This is a genomic window from Petrotoga mobilis SJ95 (assembly GCF_000018605.1).
GTDB classification, from domain to species: domain Bacteria; phylum Thermotogota; class Thermotogae; order Petrotogales; family Petrotogaceae; genus Petrotoga; species Petrotoga mobilis.
In genome coordinates, this window is sequence record NC_010003.1 from 1,475,299 (window position 1) to 1,495,547 (window position 20,249).

Genomic DNA, 20,249 nt, shown 5'->3' on the forward strand with positions numbered 1-20,249 from the left:
GAGGAGGAAAAGTCTGCTAAAATGATAGGTGATAATTTGATTCTTCTAGATAAAATTGATTCAACGAACAACTATATCAAAAAACACTGGCGTGAACTACCATCAGAAACTGTTGTTTGGGCTTTAGAACAAACAGAAGGTTACGGGAGGAATAACAAAAGGTGGTATTCTCCTTTGGGAGGTTTATGGTTTTCTGTGTTATTCAAGCCCCGTAAAAGGCCTTTGATTCCTTATTTTTACTTGAGAATGTATTCTTTGGTGATTTATAATGTCTTGAAAAAAAAATATAAGTTGGATCCCATCATTAAATGGCCTAACGATATTTTGCTTAATTCTAAAAAGGTGTGCGGAATTTTGGGAGAGAGCGTTTATGAGGATGGTACACCAAGTTGCGTTATAGTGGGAGTAGGAATAAACGTTAACAATGAATTACCTGAAAAAGTTTCCAACAACTCAATTGCTTTAAAAGATGTTATTGGGAAAGAAATTCCTTTGAGGAAACTTTTAAATGAACTAAACCATGTTGCTTATCATAGGTATTATCTAAAATATTTCAAACCTAAAGCAATTTCATCCATTACAAAAATGTGGTTGAATCATTTGAATGTGAAAGTAGGGGATAAGGTCCAAGTATCAGTTGAAAATAATGGAAATATTTACGGCACAGTAAACGAAATTCAGTCAGATTATTTGGAAATAATAGACAATAACGGTGAGATAAGAAAAATAAACTCTGGCGAATTAATTGTGTTATAATCTTTAAGTAAGGGAGCAAATGGTCTTTACTTATGATACAATATATTTGTTGGACTTAGATCCACAAAATAACTCATAATAACTTATAATATTTCTTAGAATGAATTTTTTGGGGGAAGTTTTGGTTTTTAAAAGAATAAGATATAAAGAGAGTAATTTTTTATTTCTATGGGGAGGTATATAATGTCATTAAAAGTCCTTATTTCAGAGGAGGAAATTCAAAAAAAGGTCGAAGATTTGGCTAAGCAAATAGATGATTATTATAAAAATATAACGGATGAAATTGTCGCGGTATGTGTCTTAAAAGGATCCGTCAATTTCTTTAGTGATTTGGTAAAAAAGATACATTTGAACGTTAATTATAATTTTATACAGGTATCTAGTTATTCTGGGGATATAACCACGGGAAAAGTAAAGGTAAAAAGTTGGCTTGATGAGCCCCTTGAAAATAAACATGTTTTAATAGTCGAAGACATCGTGGATACTGGGAATACATTAAAATATATAGTAAAATATTTAGAGATGCAAAATCCTTCCTCTTTAGAAATTACATCTATTGTTTTAAAAACAATTCACGAGCATGGAATTCAAGTAAGATTTCCTGGTTTTGAAATTGGAGATAAATTTATAGTAGGGTACGGATTGGATTACAATGAAAAATATAGAAATTTACCTTACATTGGATATATAGAATAAGGAGGCTAATATTACATGGATATTGAACAGTACGTATCAAAAGTGAGAGAAGCAGCTAAGTATATTCAAGAAAAAACCACGAAAAAGCCCAGAATTGCGATCGTTTTAGGGTCTGGATTAGGGAAAATTTCACAAAATTTAGAAGATGCCCTAGCAATCCCTTATTCTGATATTCCTAACTTCCCCCGCTCTACCGCTCCAGGCCATAAAGGCGAATTAATGATAGGGAGTTTAAAGGGTAAAGATACGTTACTTATGAATGGAAGATTTCATTACTACGAAGGGTACACTATGAAAGAGGTTACCTTTCCAATACGTGTAATGCAAGAATTAGGTATTGAAACTCTTGTATTGACTAACGCAGCAGGAACATTAAATCCTGATTTTGAAGTGGGTGTACCGTGTATAATCACGGATCACATCAACTTTTTTGGTGACAACCCCTTGATTGGACCAAATTTCGATGATTGGGGTCCTAGATTTCCAGATATGACGGAAGTTTACTCGAAATCTTTGGTGCAAGAAGCCTTTAAATCTGCTAAAAAACTTAATATTAGAGTATATTCTGGTGTATATTTAGGTTTAAGCGGTCCTACATTTGAAACACCTGCTGAAATGGCTATGATGAGAAATTTTGGCGCCGATTTGGTCGGGATGTCGACTGTACCAGAGGCTATAGTTGCAAAACATGCTGGTATGGAGATTTTGGGTATCACCGCTATAACTGATAAAGCTGTTCCTGAGCAATTGAAAGAAGTTAGTGCAGAAGAAGTTTTGAAGATTGCAGAAAAAACAGGCGAAAATATAGCTGAGATCATCATGGACCTAGTAGATATCTTTTAGAAGGTGATCTTTTGAAGTCTTTTGTTTTGTTGGCAATTTTTATATTTTTGCCAATTTTGTTCTTTTCTTATTATGAAGTTTACGATTACTTTTTTATGAAACCGAATACCTATTTTGAATACAATTCTAATTCCAACGGAGAATTTGGGATTGAGTTTTATTCGATTAACAAATATCCGATAATGGATTCTAATAAATTGCTAGAAAGTGTGTGGTCTCAGCCGCGGACTTTGATAGGTGGCCAAATGGTTGTAGAATCATCTAATTATACCCATGCTATTTCATCTTCTAAAGCGATGGGGCTACTTCAATTGAAAAATCCAACTGGGGTAGATTTACACGTTTATAATTTATTTGATCCGTATGACAATTTAAAAGGCGCTTTAGAATACCATGGGTATCTTCGACGGCTTTTTGATGACGAAAGGTTGCAGATTATAGCATACCATGATGGACCTACCGCTGTTATGGCAGGGAAAGTGTCTCCTGGTGGTGAAGCATACTACGAGAAGGTAAAAAGAGCCCAACAAAATTATTCTAACTCAAAAATATATTCACCTTATTTTATAGGAGGTAGAGTATTTTATTTTCCAGAAGGTGAAGAAGACAGAATAAATACGGATTTTGAAGCCGGCCTTGCATATAGAAAATTTGAAATATACGGAAATGTTGGTTTAGAACTTCCACTAAAACAAATCCAAGAATCTGATTTTACAAATATAAAAACAGATTACGGATATACCTTTTTGTATGTGCCTAGAACGAATTTTGGCTTTGGCATAGAAGGTAAAACCGTTCCCGACGACGTTGTTTTCCGGATAGGTTTGCCGTGGCAAAACTTTATTCTTAAAGGGCCTGAAAATCCTGAGTTAATTTACAAACACGAATTAACTGATAATTGGACCACAAAAATATTAATTAATGCTGATACTTTATTGCTTTCCAGTTATTTTTCAATTTACAACTTAGACCTGTTTATGGGTTACGAAATTTACCAAACTTCTATAAATCTAGGTTTTAGATTAGCCTTTTAAAAAATGCCTCAGGAAGGGATGCCCCTATGGAAAAGTATATGCAACAAATAAGAGACTGGTGGAAAAATCTAGAAGATAGAAAAAAACGAAACTATATAGTTTTGTTAATTACTGTCGTTGCGTTGATAGTATTCTTTTCAATATTGCTTTCAAGAAAAAATTATGAGTTTTTTATTGGAGGATTGGATCAAGCAAATGCGGGTAATATTGTAACAAAGTTGGAAGAAATGGGTATAGAATACAAAGTAGATGATTTTGGGAATATTTACGTTGCGAATCAGAATGTATCAGAATTGAGAATGAAATTAGCTAGTGAAGGTTCATTGGGTTACAATCTTCAAGGTTATGAACTTCTTCAAAATCAAGGTTTTGGAGCCACCAGTTACGATAAGCAGGTCAACTATCAGATCGCTTTGGAAGGTGAGCTGTCTAGGAGTATAGCTTCTATGGACTCGGTACAAAGTGCTCGTGTTCATTTGGTTATTCCTCCTAGAACTTACTATCAAGTTGGTGAAAGTCCAAAACCTTCTGCATCTGTTTTGTTAGTGTTGAATCCTGGGGCGAGTGTTACTTCAAGCCAAATTAAAGGGATAATTAATTTAGTTGCTGGAGCAGTTGCTGGGTTGCAACCTGAGAACATTAAAGTAGTGGACAATTTTTCGAACGATTTGAGCGCTCAGATTGCTTTGGGAGAAGATATTGGAAGTGCCGATACTAAATTTAAGTTAAAAGCTGAGATTGAGAGATATTATAAAGAAAAAGTAGAAAGCGGTTTGCAATCAGTCTTTGGTTTGGGGAATGTTGTTGTGGTTCCCGAGATAGAGTTAAATTGGCAAAAAATAGAAGAAGAGCAAAGAATGGTCGAACCGGTTGTAGATGAAAATGGAATAATTTTAAGTCAACAGACTAAGACTGAACAGAGTAGTTCTTCTCCAAATTCTGGTGGTGTACCTGGTGTTGATTCCAACATCCCCCCCTATACTTATCAAACGCCTACGAGTACGGGAAATTATTACAGCAGCTCGGATGTGATCACCAACTACGATGTAAATGAGATTTATACAAGAACTATTGAAGATAAAAATGGAGAAATATCTAATAAAAGCATAACAATTTTTATTGATTTCCAAAACAGCAAAGTAGGCGACAGTCAAGAGCTGAGGTCTCAAATTAAAACAGCTGTTGCTACAGCTATTGGCACACCTGAAGATAATATCTCTTTAGTTGATATACAGTTCAATAGGGATTTGGAAGCGATGAGAGCAGATATTGAATATCAATTACAACTCAGAAGACAAAGAATCACTAATATTGTAATTGCTATAATTGTGATCGCATTCGTTATGATGCTTGTCATCCTAATTGCCAGAGCTCGTAGAGTTAGAAAGGCCTCACAACTTGTTGAAGAAAGAAAGCGGGAGTTAGAATCAAGAGTTGAAGAGGCGATGAAAGAAAGAGGTGTTGAGGTTGAGGAAGTTTCACCTGAACAAGAGAGATTTAGGGAGATTGCTACTTTAGCGGAAAATAATCCCGATGAGGTTGCAGATATCATTAAATCTTGGCTTAAAACTCGTTAATTGTCAAAAGGGGTTGCTTTAAATGGCTGAAAAGAGTAAAGAATTAGATGGCTTAAAAAAATCCGCTATATTATTGGTACTCTTAGGTCCAGAAAGGGCAAGTAAAATATTAAAAAAGCTAGACGAAGAAGAAGTAGAACAGTTAACTTTAGAAATAGCAAATTTGGACAAGATTGATGAAAAAACAAAACAGGCGGTTATGGATGAATTTGGAGAATATATAAAAGCAAAAGATTACATCAACACCGGTGGCGTTGAATATGCAAGAAATCTTCTGGAAAAAACTTTTGGACCAGAAAAAGCCATAGATATAATAGACAGATTGGTTTCTAATTTGCAGGTTAAACCTTTTGAATTTTTAAGAAAAGTGGATGTTTCACAGATGGTTAATGTGTTACAAAATGAACATCCACAGACAGTAGCACTTATATTATGTTATCTTCCACCTCAAGCAGCTTCTCAAGTTATTTCTGAATTACCAGAATCTTTACAACTAGACGTGATAAAAAGAATTTCTACGATGGATTCTGCCAATCCGGATATCGTAAAAGAGATAGAAAGTAGGCTAAAGGATCGTCTTTCTGCCTTCACCGTTCAAACCTTTTCTCAGGTTGGTGGGATAGATATTACCGCAGAAATAATGAATAACATCGATAGGGCTGTCAGTTCTAAAATATTTGAAAAGCTTTCAGAAAGAGACCCCAAACTGTCGGATGAAATTAGAAGAAGAATGTTTGTTTTTGAAGATATTGTCAAGTTGGACGATAGATCAATACAAAGAATACTTCGTGAGGTAGATAGCAAGGATTTAACAATTGCATTAAAAGGTTCTAGCGAAGAAGTTAAAAATACCATCTTTAAAAACATGTCTAAAAGGGCTTCACAGATTATAAAAGAAGAATTGGATTTTATGGGACCTGTTAGAGTCAAGGATGTAGATGAGGCACAGCAGAGAATCATCAATGTAATCAGAAAACTTGAAGAGTCTGGTGAAATTATTATAGCTGGTGGCGGGGCAGGTGAAGAATTGATTGAATAAAAGAATCGTAAATAATAAATTCGTTGTTTTAGATAAAACCTTCGAATTATCCGTAGAAGAAATAGAACAAACACAATATGAAGAAAATAAAAGAGAAAAAGACAAATTAAAAGAGGCTATTGAGTCAGATGCCCAAAAAGAAGCTCAAAAGATAATTGAAAACGCAAAAATTACGAGTCAAAAAATCATTGAAAATGCAGAATTAGAAGCTAAAAGATTAAAGGAAGATCAAATTAAATACGTAGAAGAGAGGAAGAAGACGCTCGAAGAAGAACTGAAAAAGGTTAGAGCCCAAATTCAAAGGATTTCAAAAGAGTATGATATTTATATCAAAGAGTTGTCACAGCAGAGTTTAAATTTCTGTGAAAACACTATCAAGGCTGTCGTCGAAAGATATTTTAAAGAAAAGTTTGATTTTCCTCAGTGGGTAGAAATTATTTTTCAAAATTTTGAAAAGAAGCTTTCATCAATGAAAAATTCTAAAATTAAACTAAGTCCTTCTTTCAATAAAGAATACGCAAATTTAATAAGAGACAGGTTTTCTGATTTTTTTTATATAGTTGAAGACCCTTCTTTACAAGATAATCAAATAGTTTTGGAAACAGATCAAGGAATATTCGACCTAACTCCTCAAACATTTTTTGAAGATATTTTGAACATGGTGGAGGAAGCTATAAATGCAAATAAATGATTTTTCTTCATCTTTAGCTTATTTTACTGATAAATTAAAAAATAGACCTTTATTTGAACTAGAAGGTAAAATTAGTAGGATAGTAGGTGTTACTATTGAATCAATCGGTCCCAGTGTGGCTTTGGGGGATCTATGTAGGATAAAATTGAAAGATGGTTCAAAGATTTTTGCAGAAACCGTAGGTTTTTCCGATAACAAAGTGCTTTTAATGCCATTAGAGGATGTAAGTGGAATCTATGTGGGAGCACCGGTAGAAAGAGTAGATAGTAAAATCAACGTGAAAATTAGCTCAGATCTCTTAGGACATGTGTTGGATGGTTTAGGAAGATCAATGGATGGTTCAAAAGTAAAGAGTTACGAAAGTAAAAGTATATATAGATCTGCCCCCAACCCTCTTTTAAGAAACAGAATTAAAGAACCTTTATCTGTAGGAGTGAGGGCAATCGATGCTTTTTTAACCCTTGGTAAAGGTCAAAGAATTGGAATAATGGCAGGGAGCGGTGTAGGAAAAAGTACCTTACTGGGAATGATAGCCAGGAATACCGAAGCAGATATTAACGTCATTGGGTTGATAGGAGAAAGGGGAAGAGAAGTTAAAGATTTTATTGAAAAAGATCTTGGGGAAGAAGGATTGAAAAAATCTGTTTTAATAGTTTCAACTTCAGACTCACCTGCTCTACTAAGAGTAAAAGCTCTTTACACAGCCACCACTATCGCAGAGTATTTTAGAGATTTAGGTTACAATGTTTTAATGATGGTCGATTCAATCACTAGATGGGCTATGGCTCAAAGAGAGATTGGACTTTCCATAGGTGAACCACCAACCACCAGAGGATACACACCCAGCGTCTTTGCAAATATGCCAAAAATTTTAGAAAGAGCTGGTAACTCACAAAAAGGAAGTATGACCGCTATCTACACCGTACTGGTTGAAGCCGATGATATGAACGATCCAATTGGTGACGCTGTAAGAAGTATAGTCGATGGTCATATTGTTCTTTCAAGAAGCCTCGCAGATTCTTCGCATTATCCCCCAATAGATATCCTTTCCAGTGTAAGTAGGTTGATGAAAGAAGTAGTAGATGAAAAACACCTTAAAGCAGCAATGTTTATTAGAGATATTTACGCAAGTTATATGAATTCCAAGGATTTAATCGAAGTTGGTGCGTATAAGAAGGGAAGCAATAAAAAAGTAGATATTGCTTTGGAAGAAATAGAAAATATAAATAATTTTTTAACACAGAGAATAGAAGAAAAAGCGCCTTTTGAACAAACGTTGAAAAAGTTAGTCGAAATATACCAAAGGTACAACTAGATTTAACTAAACAGCGGGAGGCAGAAAATATTGTTAAAAGCGGAATACGCCATCATTTTTTATGTTTTATTGATCGTCTTATCCTTGCTTTTAGTCAGAATGTTTTCGAAAAGATATTTAAAACCTGTTAAGTACAGGAAAGTTAAAGAAAGCATTTCAGCTTATTTGTATCTATTACCTTCTTTTGTGATTCTAGGGATATTTGTTTTTTGGCCTATTTTTTATTCTTTCTATCTGAGTTTTTTTAAGTGGGATTTCCAAAATCAAGGTAATCCAATTTTCATTGGGTTTCAGAATTATATAGAATTATTTAAGTTAAATCAACCTGTGAATATAACATTCAACGAAGCATTTTTCAATACACTTCTAATCTTTATGACCGCTATTTTTATTATTCATTTGATCTTTGACCTAAAAAAGATAAAAACTCCTAGGCAAAAATATTTAATTGTCTGTATGAGTATATTGGGAATAATTTCTTTGTTAACTATTAATTCAATACAGTATCTTAATGTAGTGAGCGCCTTAGTTCTCGTTGTGGTATACACGATTTTATTATCTTTACACTTTGCCGATCAAATGTCCAATAAAATTTTTCTTCGAATAATCACGTTCATCGGATTATGGATAGCCTTTTACTCGTTGGGAGTCCCCGAAATTATAAGGTTTTTGAGCTTAGCAAAGGAACAGTCGTTGTTCATCAAAGCAATATGGAATACGACTTATTATGTTCTACTTTCCACGCCTATTACTATTCTGTTTGCTTTGTTAATAGCCTTATTGTTGAATAGAAAATTATATGGCAAGACTTTTTTTAGAACGGTTTATTTTATTCCTTTTGTAACAAGTGTAGTGGCAATTTCTCTAGTTTGGCAATGGATTTTCAACGACAATGGTTTATTAAATTATATTTTAACTCAAATAGGTTTTTCAAAAACTCCATGGCTTAAAGATCAGAAGTTTACGATTCCTACTGTTGCTATAATTTCTATATGGAAAATGGTAGGCTATTACGCGATCATCTTTTTGGCAGGCCTGCAAAATATTGATAAAGCTTACTACGAAGCTGCTGAAGTTGATGGAGCCACGCCTTTTCAAAAATTTCAGTTTATTACCTTACCTTTATTATCTCCCACAACTTACTTTGTAATCATAGTTGCTATGATCGGGGCATTTAAAGTCTTCGATGAGATTTTCATACTCTATGTAGGTATGCCTGGACCTTACAACAACAGTGGGATGACAATGGTTTACTATGTGTATGATATGTTCTACGTTCAACAAAGGATGGGAAGAGCTAGTGCTGCTGCTTACGTACTTTTTGGGATTATTCTATTGTTTACAATCCTTCAGATGAGAAGTAGCAGAAGTAGAATACATTATGAATCCTAAAGGAGGAAATTATACTTGAATTATTCAAAGTTTATTAAAACACTTTGGACTTTGATAGTTTACTTATTGTTAGCGGGTGGCGCCATAGTTATGCTCTTGCCTTTTGCATGGATGATAATGACCTCTTTGAAAACAAGTAGTGAAATCAACATGTGGCCTCCAACATGGACAACAAAAAATTTTCAGAGTGAATGGGGTTTAAATTTAAAATTAACCCCTTCAAAGCCTTCCCCACGGACAGGCTTAAGTTTAGCTGAATTTAGAACTTTATCAGCCCAAGAGAGTTACAACCCTTACAAAATGGTCTATGAAATAGACGGGGACTATGTAAGCAGGGGAAGGGTACAACTCTCTTTTAACGAGATAAATTATACAGATCAAGCAAGTGTCGATTATATGATGTCTGATATCTACGATTATATTTCAAATATTGAATTAAGAGAAGATTTATCAAGCTTATTTGCTGTAGAAGATTATTCTCTTGAAACGTTTGAAAGTATTTATTTTACTCTTTTTTCCCAAGAAGATGGTTATTTTAAACAGACCACTACTATAAGAAGGATACAACAAAGTATAAGCAAAGTTCAGAATTTTATAGATATAACGCTCGAAAGAACTATCAACATCTTGCCGTATTTTAGAACGAACCCAAATATGACAGAAAGTCAAATAGAAAGTATTACAAGAAGTAAAGAAATATTTTCAGATTATTTGGGAACGATAAAATTGAAAGCCGACGAATTGAATTCAAAATTGTCTTCCCATCCAGCAGAATTGAGAATAATTAGCCAAAGTGAGGTAGAACAATTAATCAATTTACTTGCCGATTTTTTATCGGAGATTCAAACTTTTGAAGATGAAATCCTATCTAACACCAATACTTTGATTCAAAGAAATATTTACGAACCCATTATGAAAGATATCAACACTTTAACTTTCTTTATGTATTTTAACGAAAAATATGGTGAGGAACAAAATATAACATTTGAAGATGTAAACATAATATTTGACGTTCCTACGAAAGAAACAAAGTATCAGAATATCATCGAAGGTATCCAGCAAACAGCATATCCAGAGTCATTTAAACAAATTGTGATTTCATTGGCTGACGAGAAAAATATTGAGAATTTGAATCAAGAAGTCGTTTCATATCTTGAGAACGATTTCGTAAATGATGTAAGTAATTCTTTAATAGATGACCCTAGAAACCTTTCAATATACACAAACATTATTAGAACTTTATCGCAGAAACAGGCTAATCTTGAGCAAGCTAAGACGGTACTCTCAGAATCTGATTACAATTTTTTAATAGAACACATTCAAGGTAAGGAAAAAGAGTTTGGGAGGATATTGGAAAAAAGGGCAGAATATGATAAAATATTAAAAGATTTCGATAGGTTTTTCATTGATACGATCTCCAAAGCAACTATTGTAAGCGCACCGGCGTTTGTTGATAAAATTTTGTACAAAAACAATTCAAATATTGAATTGTACACAGTAAATGTACCGTCGATCTGGTTCCTTGATGATGTACCTTCTGGAAAGGTTGAATATTCTTTTAGTCAGGTATTAGGTAATATTTTTCAAAATTATGTGGACGCATGGAACGGAGCTCCATTTTCTCGGTACTACATAAATACGGTTTTCGTTTCTCTGGTAACCACTGTTTTAGAAATAATATTCGCCTCGATGGCTGCTTTTGCATTTTCAAAACTTAATTTTTGGGGAAAGGATTTTATTTTTATAACTTTTTTAGCGACTATGATGATACCAGGCGAGGTTTTGTTAGTACCCAATTATATAACTATAAGTAAATTTTCTTGGATAGACAGTTACTATGCTCTGATCGTTCCGTGGGTGATTAGTGTTTTTGCTATATTTTTGATCAGGCAGCAGTTTATGACGGTACCCAACGAGTTATGGGACGCAGCTAAGATAGACGGATCTTCAAGTTGGCGATTTTTATGGACCGTGATGGTTCCTCTTAGTAGACCTGCGATTTTAACTGGGGCGCTACTAAAATTTGTAGGGAGTTGGAACGCCTTTTTATGGGTTTTGATCGTCACTAAAAGTCCTGAAATGAGAACACTTTCAGTGGGATTACAAAATTTTAGAACCGACGCGGGAGAGATTTACAATCTTTTAATGGCGGCATCCACTTTTACTATGATACCTATAGTGATATTGTTTATATTCTTGCAAAGATATTTCATAGAAGGTATCGCAAGAACCGGTTTGAAAGGATAACATAAGGTTCAGTTGGGAAGTGAGAGCAATTCCATTTATTGAGTTAGATAGTAGTAAAAATAAGAAAAAGCAGGTGCTCGATCGTAAAAAACCGAATATTTCTAACATTTTGCGACTGTTATTATTAAGCGCTTTAATATTTATATTGGGGTTCGTTTCCTTCCAAATATATAGACAAATAGATTTGTATTACAACTTAAAAGATCAATACAATGAAATCGAAAAAAGAAAAAAAGAACTGAATGATGAAATTTTGAAGAGAAACCAAATCCTTTTGGACTTAAAAAATAGATTAGCTGATAAAGGAGTTATAATTGATGGTGAAGAATTCCACCAAATGGATCTTTACAACTTCCCATAAGCCAAATAAAAAACAAGTAGAAAAAGCGTTGCAATTAGCCAACAAATACGGTGGTGTTTACTTAGAAAGAAATAAGCTCCGAATGAACGAAGGGGATTTTTATTTTGTAATAGATAAGAAGCTATCGCTGAACTTTCAATGGGAGGATGGAAAATTATTTTTCCATCCTTCTGTTTCCAAAATAAGGTTAAACAATTATTTAAAAAATGGAATCGATCATTTAATAAACGCAGTATCTCCGAAGAAAAACGATATTATACTTGATTTAACCCTTGGCCTTGGAAGTGATGCCTTACTACTGTCATATTTTTGTGAAAAAGTAGTGGGCTTAGAGGCTTCTTTTCCTATATATGCGGTTGTTGCAGAGAATATAACAAACTATGACTACAAAGAAAATTGGATGAAAGAAGCTTCAAAAAAAATCGAAGTGATCAATTCTGATTATAAAATTTTTTTAGACGAGCAAAAAGAAGGAAGTTACGATGTTGTATATTGTGATCCTATGTTCGAGAATCCTCAATACAAATCAAGCTCTATCAATCCTTTAAGGAAGTTTGCCCGATACGATAAAATAACACGAGAAGATTTAGAAAAGATGATTAAAATTGCTAAGAAAAAAGTAGTAATCAAAGCACGTTCTAACGACAGTGTATGGGATTTATACAGTTTCGATAAAAAAATCGGAAGTAAAAAAAGTGGAGTATTTTTCGGAGTGATTGAAAAGTGAATAAAGTTTTAGTTATAGCAGGTCCTACGGCTGTCGGAAAAACAGAAATATCCATTGAGATAGCCAGAAGAATTAATGGTGAAATAATTTGTATGGATTCGAGACAAATTTATAGCCATCTTATAATTGGTACCGCTACGCCTGATGAAGAAACAAAAAAATTGGTCCCACATCACTTGTATGGTTCAGTAGATCCACGGACCCATTTTACAGCTTTTGATTATAAAAAATTGGCAGAAAAAAAAATCGGTGAAGTACTAAATAGAGGAAATACACCAGTTTTAGTCGGCGGGACAGGCCTATACCTTGATGCTCTGAGGAAAGGTTTTTTGAATGTAAAATCCGACTATGGTTTAAGGACTTATTTAAGAAAATTAGAAACAAATAATCCTGGTGTTTTAAGAAAGATTTTGGTAGATTTGGATCCACAAAGAGCTCAAAAGATTCATCCAAACGACTTGAAAAGGATCATTAGGGCCATAGAGATTTATGTTATAACAGGTATAAAAATGGGTGAAATTGTAAAAGAAAATAGGCAAGACGAAAATTCTTTTGATTACCATATAATAGTACTGGATAGAGAAAGGCAAGAATTGCACGAAAGGATTAACAAAAGAGTTCATCAAATGATCGATGAAGGTTTGATAGAAGAGGTGCGAAATCTCTTGTCTTTAGGGTATTCTACAACTCTTAACGCTTTAAACACCATAGGTTATAAAGAAGTGGTACAATATTTATATGGAAAAATTGATTTTAATGAAATGGTTCACCAAATAAAAGTAAATACTCGTAACTATGCCAGAAGACAGATAATATACTTTCGTAAGATAGAAGGTGCAAAGTGGATCAATTTGAGTAAAACAAGTCAAGAAGAGGTAGTAGATCAAATATTAAGTGAATTTATTTAATTTCTTGTGCGAGGGGTGATAACATGGCAGAAAAGTTCAATTTACAAGACCGATTTTTGAATATTTTGAGGATTAACAAGATAGAAGTAAAAATCTATTTAGAAGGGGGATTTCAAACAAGTGGAGTGGTGAGATCTTTTGATGATTATACTGTTTTGTTGGGAAAAAACGGTGAACAATCACTGGTTTATAAACATGCCGTAAAAATGATGGTACCTTCGAAATATATTAAACTTTTCCAAGAACCACCGTCTAAAGATGAGTAGAAAGAAAAACTACCCCCATTTAAGAAGGGGTAGTTTTCTAGTATTTTTACAAAATAATGTAATGAAAATGTTGGAGGGAATTAATTTGAAAAAAACTTTTTTGATATTTTTGTATATACTAATATTTTCTGTTTTTTCCATTTCTCAACTATTTCAGCCACCTATAAAAAACTCATACATAACAGCTTCCTTTGGTGAATACAGAGATACTGGCGTGGATCCGCATTTTCATTTAGGAGTAGATTTTTCTACTTTTAACAGAAAGGGAGAGACTGTTTATGCGGCAGCTGAAGGTTCTCTATATAAGATATGGCTAAATGATCCTCTCTACGGTAATGCAATATTTTTATACCATGAAGACTCCGATTTAATTAGTGGTTATGCCCACTTAAGTGTTTTCTCTGATAAAATATCTAAATATACCCAATTAGTTCAAAACGAGTTTGGAAATCAAAAGATAGAAATTATATTTCCTAAAGATGAAATTCCAATAAACTTAAATGAGATTATAGCCTATTCAGGAGATACAGGGGAAGCTATTGCTCCACACCTACATTTTGAGGTTTTAAAACAAACCGGAGATGAATTCGTCAATTACGATCCCCTTGAGTTTTTAGAATATCATGAACAAAGGGATAAATCTTTGGAATTAATGAACATTAGATCCAATAATAAGTATTTTGAGGTTACAGAAAATGGAGAAACCGTTGTAGAGTACACAGGTAACTACCCCCGGATAGACATTAGAGTAAGAGAAAAATTAGGAAATAACTCCACTATTCTTCCTAAAAAAGTATCGATGTATATCAATGGGATTTTAACTTATAAGTTGGATTTTAGTCAGATCAAAGAATCCGAAATATATAAAGCCGATGCTGTATTTGGATATGGTTCTACATCTTCCATATATTGGTTGAAAATGTACTCTGATGAATATTTATCTCCAATAGTTATCAATGACTTTTCTGCATTTTCATATGGAACATCTACGACATTAAATGGAGAAATCGTTTTAGAAGACATATGGGGTAACGAAAAAGTTTATAAATTGAAATTCATAAAGCCATAGGAAATGTTAATTCTATTTCTAAAATTTAACAATGTAAGAATTTTATTCACTTGAGAAATTTGATTTTTTTGATATAATATAGCTCGTGGAATTCTAAAGATAATCTGTAATTCGTCGAAAAACTCGAAGAAATTAAGGAGGCTAAAAAGTGAAAAAAATGCTCTTTACCAGTGAAAGTGTAACTGAAGGTCACCCAGATAAAATCTGTGATCAAATTTCTGATACTATACTTGATGCTATACTGGAAAAAGAACCTGAAGAAAATAAGATGAATGCCCGATGTGCTGTGGAAACTTTGGTGACAAGGGGGCTAGTTGTAGTTACAGGTGAAGTTAGAACCTCAGCATATATAGATGTTCCAACGCTTGTCAGGAATACTATTTTAGATATAGGTTATAACAGAGCTAAATTTGGATTTGATGGCGAAACATGCGCTGTAATTACTTCTATTGAAGAGCAATCACCTGATATAGCCCTGGGGGTTGACAGATCCTTCGAAGTTAAATCAAAAGAAAAGGAAGATCCTTTTGAGAAGATTGGAGCAGGAGACCAGGGCATTATGTTCGGATATGCCACAAACGAAACGGATGCTTATATGCCTTTACCCATTCTCTTAGCTCACAGACTTGCAAAAAGATTGGCTGATGTTCGAAAATCGAACACCTTGGATTTTTTAAGGCCCGATGGTAAAACCCAAGTAACGGTAGAATACGATGAAAATAATAACCCGGTGGGCGTTGAAACTGTACTTATTTCTGCTCAGCATTCTCCTGATATAAGTAGACAAGAGCTAGAAGAGGCAATAAAAGAACATGTAATAACCCCGGTGATACCCGAAAATCTTGTTACAAAAGACACAAAAATTCTTGTCAATCCTACAGGAAGATTTGTGATTGGAGGTCCTCAAGCTGATACAGGTCTCACAGGAAGGAAGATAATCGTTGATACATATGGTGGCTGGGCACCACACGGTGGAGGAGCCTTTTCAGGAAAAGATCCTACCAAAGTAGATAGATCCGCTACTTATATGGCAAGATATGTAGCCAAAAATTTGGTTGCAAGTGGTGCTGCAGATGAAGTTTTAATTCAACTGTCTTACGCCATTGGTGTTGCTCAACCTGTTTCAATAAATATTGACACAAAAGGTACTGCAAAAGTGGACGAAGAAAAGATATATAAAGTTGTAAAAGAGATTTTTGATTTTAGGCCTGCCGCTATAATTAGTAACTTGAATCTTTTACAACCTATTTACCAAAAGACTGCTGCTTACGGACATTTCGGGAGAAAAGATGTAGAATTTCCCTGGGAGAGATTGGATAAAGTTAAGGAATTGAAAGCAGCATTAGGTTTGTAATTTACTAAAAGGCAAAAGATTTTGATTTTAAAAGGGTTACAGGACGAAAAATAAAAGTTGAGGAGGTATTTAAAAAATTGCCAAATAAAAAATCAGCAGAAAAAAGGGTTAGACAATCAGAACAAAGAAGACAAAAAAATCGTGGATATCAAAAGAGGATCAAGGAAATTTCTAAGGAAATAGACAAGAAAATACATGAAAATGCCGAAAGAGAAGAATTGATGCAGTTATTAAGCAAGTCTTTTAAAATTATTGACACTGCGAAATCACATGGTGCTGTACATAAAAACTACGCAGCAAGGAAAAAATCGAAATTACATTTAAAGGTTAAAAAATATTTAGGCGAAATGGCACCAGAAAGTTCACCAGTAAACGAGTGATCCATAAATTTTATAATCAAAAAGATTATAACCCCCTTTTTTGGGAGGTATTGAAATTTTGAATTCGTATTCTTTTTTACAAAAGTCTCAAATAAATACAAAAGATGTAAAAAGTTATCCTATCGAATGGAATAAGGTTTTTGGAAACAGTAATAAGTTAATAGTTGAAATTGGATTCGGTGGTGGAGAGTTTTTAGTAAATTTAGCTAAAGAGAACAACAAGTATAATTATATAGGAATAGAAACATCCCTAACTTCTTGTAGCAAAATAAAAAGCAAAATCTTTCAAAATAATTTAAACAACATACAAATAATTCTTGAAGATGCAAAATTCGCTCTTAGGGAATTTTTTTGTGATAACTCTGTTAATAAAGTAATAGTTAATTTCCCATGCCCATGGCCAAAAAGCAAACATTCAAAAAACCGTCTTTTTGACGAAAAATTCATAGACACATTATCGTCGGTATTAGAAGTAGATGGTGAATTAACTTTAACAACCGACGATTTTGTCTATGCTTCTGACGTTGAAGAAAAATTCACAAGCAACGGATGCTTTGAAGTAAAAAATATTGCCGAAGTTCAGCAATTGCCTTTCAAAACTAGATATGAAAAAAAATGGGAAAGTGAAGGTAGAAAAAAGTATTTATTAATAGCACGAAAAAGGTTCAAAAAAAACATAAAAAGATTGCTAGAAGGGGAATTAGATTTGCCTCATGAGAAAATTAAGAAAGTAGATTTTGATAAATTACAATCTCTGGTTGGACTAAAAAAATCCATTAGTAACATGGTTATAGTTATAAAAGATGTATACACTAAAATAGATGGTTTGGAATATTTAGTGAAGGTTTATTCTGAAGACGAGGGGTATATTCAAAGTTACTTTGTGAATGTCATCAGAATGAGAGAAGGATGGTTAGTAAAACTAGACGATATAGCAAAAGCTTACAGAACCCCTTCTGTTAAAGAAGCTGTGAATACAATCGCCAAGGAGCTGGAAAATTAATGCCTCATATAACGGTTTTGGGTGCGGGTAGTTGGGGAACCGCTATATCGAAGCATTTAGTCGATAATGATCAAAAAGTAACAATTTGGGATAGGAACAAAAAACTCCTACAAGAAATAAAAGAAGGACGCAATTCCCGATATTTGCCTACCCTAAAACTTCCATCAAATGATATTAATGTTGAAGGGGATATAAATGAAAGCTTAACTAATGCACAAATTGTTATTTTAGCCGTCCCTGTTCAACATATATCAGAGGTATTAAGCAAAATTCACAAGAGCTCTCTTACAAATAAAGAGGTTATTTTTGTCAATCTATCAAAAGGTATAGAAATTAACAACCGAAAAATACCAAGTAAAATTTTTGAGGAATACCTATCAGGATTTAATTATTGTACTCTTAGCGGTCCAAGTCATGCGGAAGAAGTAGCAGAAAATGTACCTACATCAGTTGTAATTGGTGGTATAGATGATCAGGTCAACAAATATATACAGGAAATTTTTAGCAGTGAAACTTTTAGGGTGTATACTAACAATGATTTGATAGGAGTAGAAATCAGTGGTGCTATAAAAAATATATATGCAATAGGTGCGGGTATAATAGATGGATTTGGGAAATGGGATAACACAAAAGCTGCCCTAATTACCCGATCTTTGGTTGAAATTATTAGGTATGGAACGTATTATGGAGGAAAGAAAGAAACGTTCATGGGGTTAGCGGGAATTGGAGATCTTGTTGTAACATGCACTAGCTCACATAGCAGGAATCGGTACGTTGGAGAAATGCTTTCAAAAGGTATGAGTCTAAAAACAATATTGGAACAGATGGTTATGGTAGCGGAAGGCGTTTACACGGCTAAAGCTGTGTATAACGACGCAAAGGAAAAAGAAATTGAAATGCCCATAGCTTCGAAAATATATCAAGTATTATATGAAGGTGTAGATCCTAAAACGGCTATTTACGAATTAATGACGAGGGATTTGAAATCTGAATTTTTTAATTGAAAGATATTATGGTATAATTAAATATGAAAGTTAAATTTTAAGTTTAAGGAGGCATTCGAATGCAAGTTTCTTTGGATCAGCTTTTACAAGCATTAATGATACGTTTGGAAAGTTTAGAGATATCTTTAGAAGATTTAAAATTTAGAACAAATGTGGCTTTGAGGTTAATTAAGAAAAATGACCTGTTGGATGAAGACAAGGTGAAAGAATCTGTGAAAGAAGAATTAAGTGCTTTAAATGAACTAAGTGAAGATAAGATGGATTTGAGCGATGAAAGAATTGAAGAGATCTCAAAAGGAATAGTACAATGGATCGATAATGACTTAGATAGTTTAAGGGAAAGAATGGCAGATTACCAAGAAAAAATGAAACAGCTACTTGAGCAAGAGGAAGCTGAAGGTAATATAAGTATAGCACCCCCAGAACTTTTGAACCAACTAGAAAGAGCAGGCATTGCAAAGAATCAAAAAGAAAAAGGTAAGAATAGAGGAAATATAATCATGCCCTAAGGTTTGATTTTAAAAAATAAGAGCCGGTATCAGTTTACCGGCTTTTGTTTTTATATATTTGTTTTGCAGGGCAGACTTCATTCAAAAAACATTCGTCGCACTTTGGAGAAATTGGCTTACAAATCTTTTGACCAAAATTCACCATTGAACCATTCAGAGGTCCCCACAATTCAGACGGGATAATTTTTTTCAATTGTTCTTCAGTTTCTTCAGGTGTCTTTGTTTTCACCCAACCGAGTCTATTAGATATTCTATGTACGTGCGTGTCAACTGCAAGTGCTTCTTTACCAAAAGACACGTACAAAACTATATTAGCGGTTTTTCTTCCCACTCCAGGAAGCTCAATCAACTCTTCTAATTCATCAGGTACTTTCCCATTATACTTTTCAATTAAAATTTTAGAAATATTAATAATTCTTTCTGATTTTTGTTTGTACATACCTGCTGGCTTGATTAGATCGTATAGGTCCTGCGGATTCAATTTAGAAATCTCAAAAACATTTGTGTAGCAAGAAAAAAGTGATTTAGAAGCTTTTTCAGTATTTTCATCTTTTGTTCTTTGAGAAAGCACCGTTTCAATTAAAACCTTAAAAGGATCCGTTTCAGAGTTACTACGTGGAAACATATTTATGATCTTTTCTGCTTCTTTTTTTATATCTCTCTGCATGTCTACTCCTTTTATCATAAAGTTTTTGGGAACTTTTTAAAAAGCCTGACAGCTTGGATCTTGTTTGTTTTAGCGCCCCTTCGCCCCGCTCCCCACCCGTTTTGCAGCCTTGTGCAAAAAGCTTTTTGCTGGTCTGTGCAAAATGGTCTCTTTTGTAATGTTTTTGAATAACTTTCCAAATTCTCATTTGCGAAGCAAATGATGTACGGGGATCTTAAGGGGTTTACCTTTTGCTGATTTGTGCAAAAATCTTTTTTAAGTTTGCCGCAGTGTGCAAACGATGTTTTTTTGCAGCTTTGTGCAAAATGGTTCTATATAATGCCTTAGAAACAATTTCCATATTCTCATTTACCCAGCATTTTGCAGGCTTATGCAAAACGCGTTGTTCATAATGCCTTTGAAATAATTTCC

General features: G+C 33.8%; 21 protein-coding genes. 20 read left to right on the forward strand and 1 reads right to left on the reverse strand.

Going from position 1 to position 20,249, the window contains the following annotated elements:
* The first annotated feature begins 21 nt into the window (after positions 1–21).
* The 20 genes from PMOB_RS07015 (at position 22) to PMOB_RS07110 (ending at position 19,171) form a co-directional block, all read left to right on the forward strand.
* Positions 22–756 (forward strand): biotin--[acetyl-CoA-carboxylase] ligase, encoded by a 735-nt coding sequence (locus tag PMOB_RS07015; RefSeq protein WP_041534111.1) that lies wholly within the window; start codon positions 22–24, stop codon positions 754–756.
* A 183-nt stretch (positions 757–939) separates the two neighbouring features.
* Positions 940–1,452 carry a hypoxanthine phosphoribosyltransferase gene (gene hpt / locus PMOB_RS07020; RefSeq protein WP_012209173.1) on the forward strand — a complete coding sequence of 171 codons (513 nt, stop codon included), beginning with the start codon at positions 940–942 and terminating at the stop codon, positions 1,450–1,452.
* A 15-nt stretch (positions 1,453–1,467) separates the two neighbouring features.
* A complete protein-coding gene (locus tag PMOB_RS07025) occupies positions 1,468–2,295 on the forward strand; it encodes a purine-nucleoside phosphorylase (RefSeq protein WP_012209174.1) in 828 nt (275 codons plus the stop codon).
* Between the two features lie 11 nt (positions 2,296–2,306).
* Positions 2,307–3,329: a lytic transglycosylase domain-containing protein gene (locus PMOB_RS10285; protein WP_012209175.1), complete on the forward strand. Its 1,023-nt coding sequence runs from the start codon at positions 2,307–2,309 to the stop codon at positions 3,327–3,329.
* Between the two features lie 26 nt (positions 3,330–3,355).
* Positions 3,356–4,906: a flagellar basal-body MS-ring/collar protein FliF gene (gene fliF, locus PMOB_RS07035; protein ID WP_012209176.1), complete on the forward strand. Its 1,551-nt coding sequence runs from the start codon at positions 3,356–3,358 to the stop codon at positions 4,904–4,906.
* Positions 4,907–4,928: 22 nt separating this feature from the next.
* Entirely contained in the window at positions 4,929–5,945 is a 1,017-nt protein-coding gene (gene fliG / locus PMOB_RS07040) for a flagellar motor switch protein FliG (RefSeq protein WP_012209177.1), read from the forward strand.
* The gene (locus PMOB_RS07045; protein ID WP_012209178.1) at positions 5,938–6,636 is read left to right on the forward strand and encodes a FliH/SctL family protein; all 699 of its coding nucleotides are present in this window, start codon (positions 5,938–5,940) and stop codon (positions 6,634–6,636) included. Before fliG ends, PMOB_RS07045 begins: the two co-directional genes overlap by 8 nt.
* Positions 6,623–7,951 carry a FliI/YscN family ATPase gene (locus tag PMOB_RS07050; RefSeq protein WP_012209179.1) on the forward strand — a complete coding sequence of 443 codons (1,329 nt, stop codon included), beginning with the start codon at positions 6,623–6,625 and terminating at the stop codon, positions 7,949–7,951. Before PMOB_RS07045 ends, PMOB_RS07050 begins: the two co-directional genes overlap by 14 nt.
* Before the next feature lie 30 nt (positions 7,952–7,981).
* On the forward strand, positions 7,982–9,343 hold the full coding sequence (locus tag PMOB_RS07055; protein WP_012209180.1) for a carbohydrate ABC transporter permease: 1,362 nt from the start codon (positions 7,982–7,984) through the stop codon (positions 9,341–9,343).
* A 15-nt stretch (positions 9,344–9,358) separates the two neighbouring features.
* Entirely contained in the window at positions 9,359–11,590 is a 2,232-nt protein-coding gene (locus PMOB_RS10455) for a carbohydrate ABC transporter permease (protein WP_012209181.1), read from the forward strand.
* Between the two features lie 19 nt (positions 11,591–11,609).
* Positions 11,610–11,951 (forward strand): hypothetical protein, encoded by a 342-nt coding sequence (locus PMOB_RS07065; protein ID WP_041534112.1) that lies wholly within the window; start codon positions 11,610–11,612, stop codon positions 11,949–11,951.
* Complete coding sequence (locus PMOB_RS07070; protein ID WP_012209182.1) at positions 11,908–12,678, forward strand: class I SAM-dependent methyltransferase; 771 nt, start codon at positions 11,908–11,910, stop codon at positions 12,676–12,678. Before PMOB_RS07065 ends, PMOB_RS07070 begins: the two co-directional genes overlap by 44 nt.
* Positions 12,675–13,586: a tRNA (adenosine(37)-N6)-dimethylallyltransferase MiaA gene (gene miaA / locus PMOB_RS07075; RefSeq protein ID WP_012209183.1), complete on the forward strand. Its 912-nt coding sequence runs from the start codon at positions 12,675–12,677 to the stop codon at positions 13,584–13,586. Before PMOB_RS07070 ends, miaA begins: the two co-directional genes overlap by 4 nt.
* Before the next feature lie 23 nt (positions 13,587–13,609).
* Positions 13,610–13,852 (forward strand): RNA chaperone Hfq, encoded by a 243-nt coding sequence (gene hfq, locus PMOB_RS07080; RefSeq protein ID WP_012209184.1) that lies wholly within the window; start codon positions 13,610–13,612, stop codon positions 13,850–13,852.
* Between the two features lie 85 nt (positions 13,853–13,937).
* Positions 13,938–14,921: a M23 family metallopeptidase gene (locus PMOB_RS07085; protein ID WP_012209185.1), complete on the forward strand. Its 984-nt coding sequence runs from the start codon at positions 13,938–13,940 to the stop codon at positions 14,919–14,921.
* A gap of 157 nt (positions 14,922–15,078) precedes the next feature.
* The gene (gene metK / locus PMOB_RS07090; protein ID WP_041534384.1) at positions 15,079–16,275 is read left to right on the forward strand and encodes a methionine adenosyltransferase; all 1,197 of its coding nucleotides are present in this window, start codon (positions 15,079–15,081) and stop codon (positions 16,273–16,275) included.
* 77 nt (positions 16,276–16,352) lie between these two features.
* Positions 16,353–16,655: a 30S ribosomal protein S20 gene (gene rpsT, locus PMOB_RS07095; protein WP_012209187.1), complete on the forward strand. Its 303-nt coding sequence runs from the start codon at positions 16,353–16,355 to the stop codon at positions 16,653–16,655.
* Between the two features lie 58 nt (positions 16,656–16,713).
* Positions 16,714–17,658, forward strand: a complete 945-nt coding sequence (trmB, locus tag PMOB_RS07100; protein WP_012209188.1) for a tRNA (guanosine(46)-N7)-methyltransferase TrmB — start codon at positions 16,714–16,716, stop codon at positions 17,656–17,658.
* Positions 17,658–18,662 (forward strand): NAD(P)H-dependent glycerol-3-phosphate dehydrogenase, encoded by a 1,005-nt coding sequence (locus PMOB_RS07105; protein ID WP_012209189.1) that lies wholly within the window; start codon positions 17,658–17,660, stop codon positions 18,660–18,662. The genes trmB and PMOB_RS07105 overlap by 1 nt, the downstream gene beginning before the upstream one ends.
* Before the next feature lie 59 nt (positions 18,663–18,721).
* Entirely contained in the window at positions 18,722–19,171 is a 450-nt protein-coding gene (locus tag PMOB_RS07110; RefSeq protein WP_012209190.1) for a hypothetical protein, read from the forward strand.
* A 34-nt stretch (positions 19,172–19,205) separates the two neighbouring features.
* Here PMOB_RS07110 and nth read toward each other — a convergent pair whose 3' ends face one another.
* Positions 19,206–19,838, reverse strand: coding sequence for an endonuclease III (nth, locus tag PMOB_RS07115; RefSeq protein ID WP_012209191.1), 633 nt, complete (start codon positions 19,836–19,838; stop codon positions 19,206–19,208).
* Positions 19,839–20,249 lie beyond the last annotated feature (411 nt).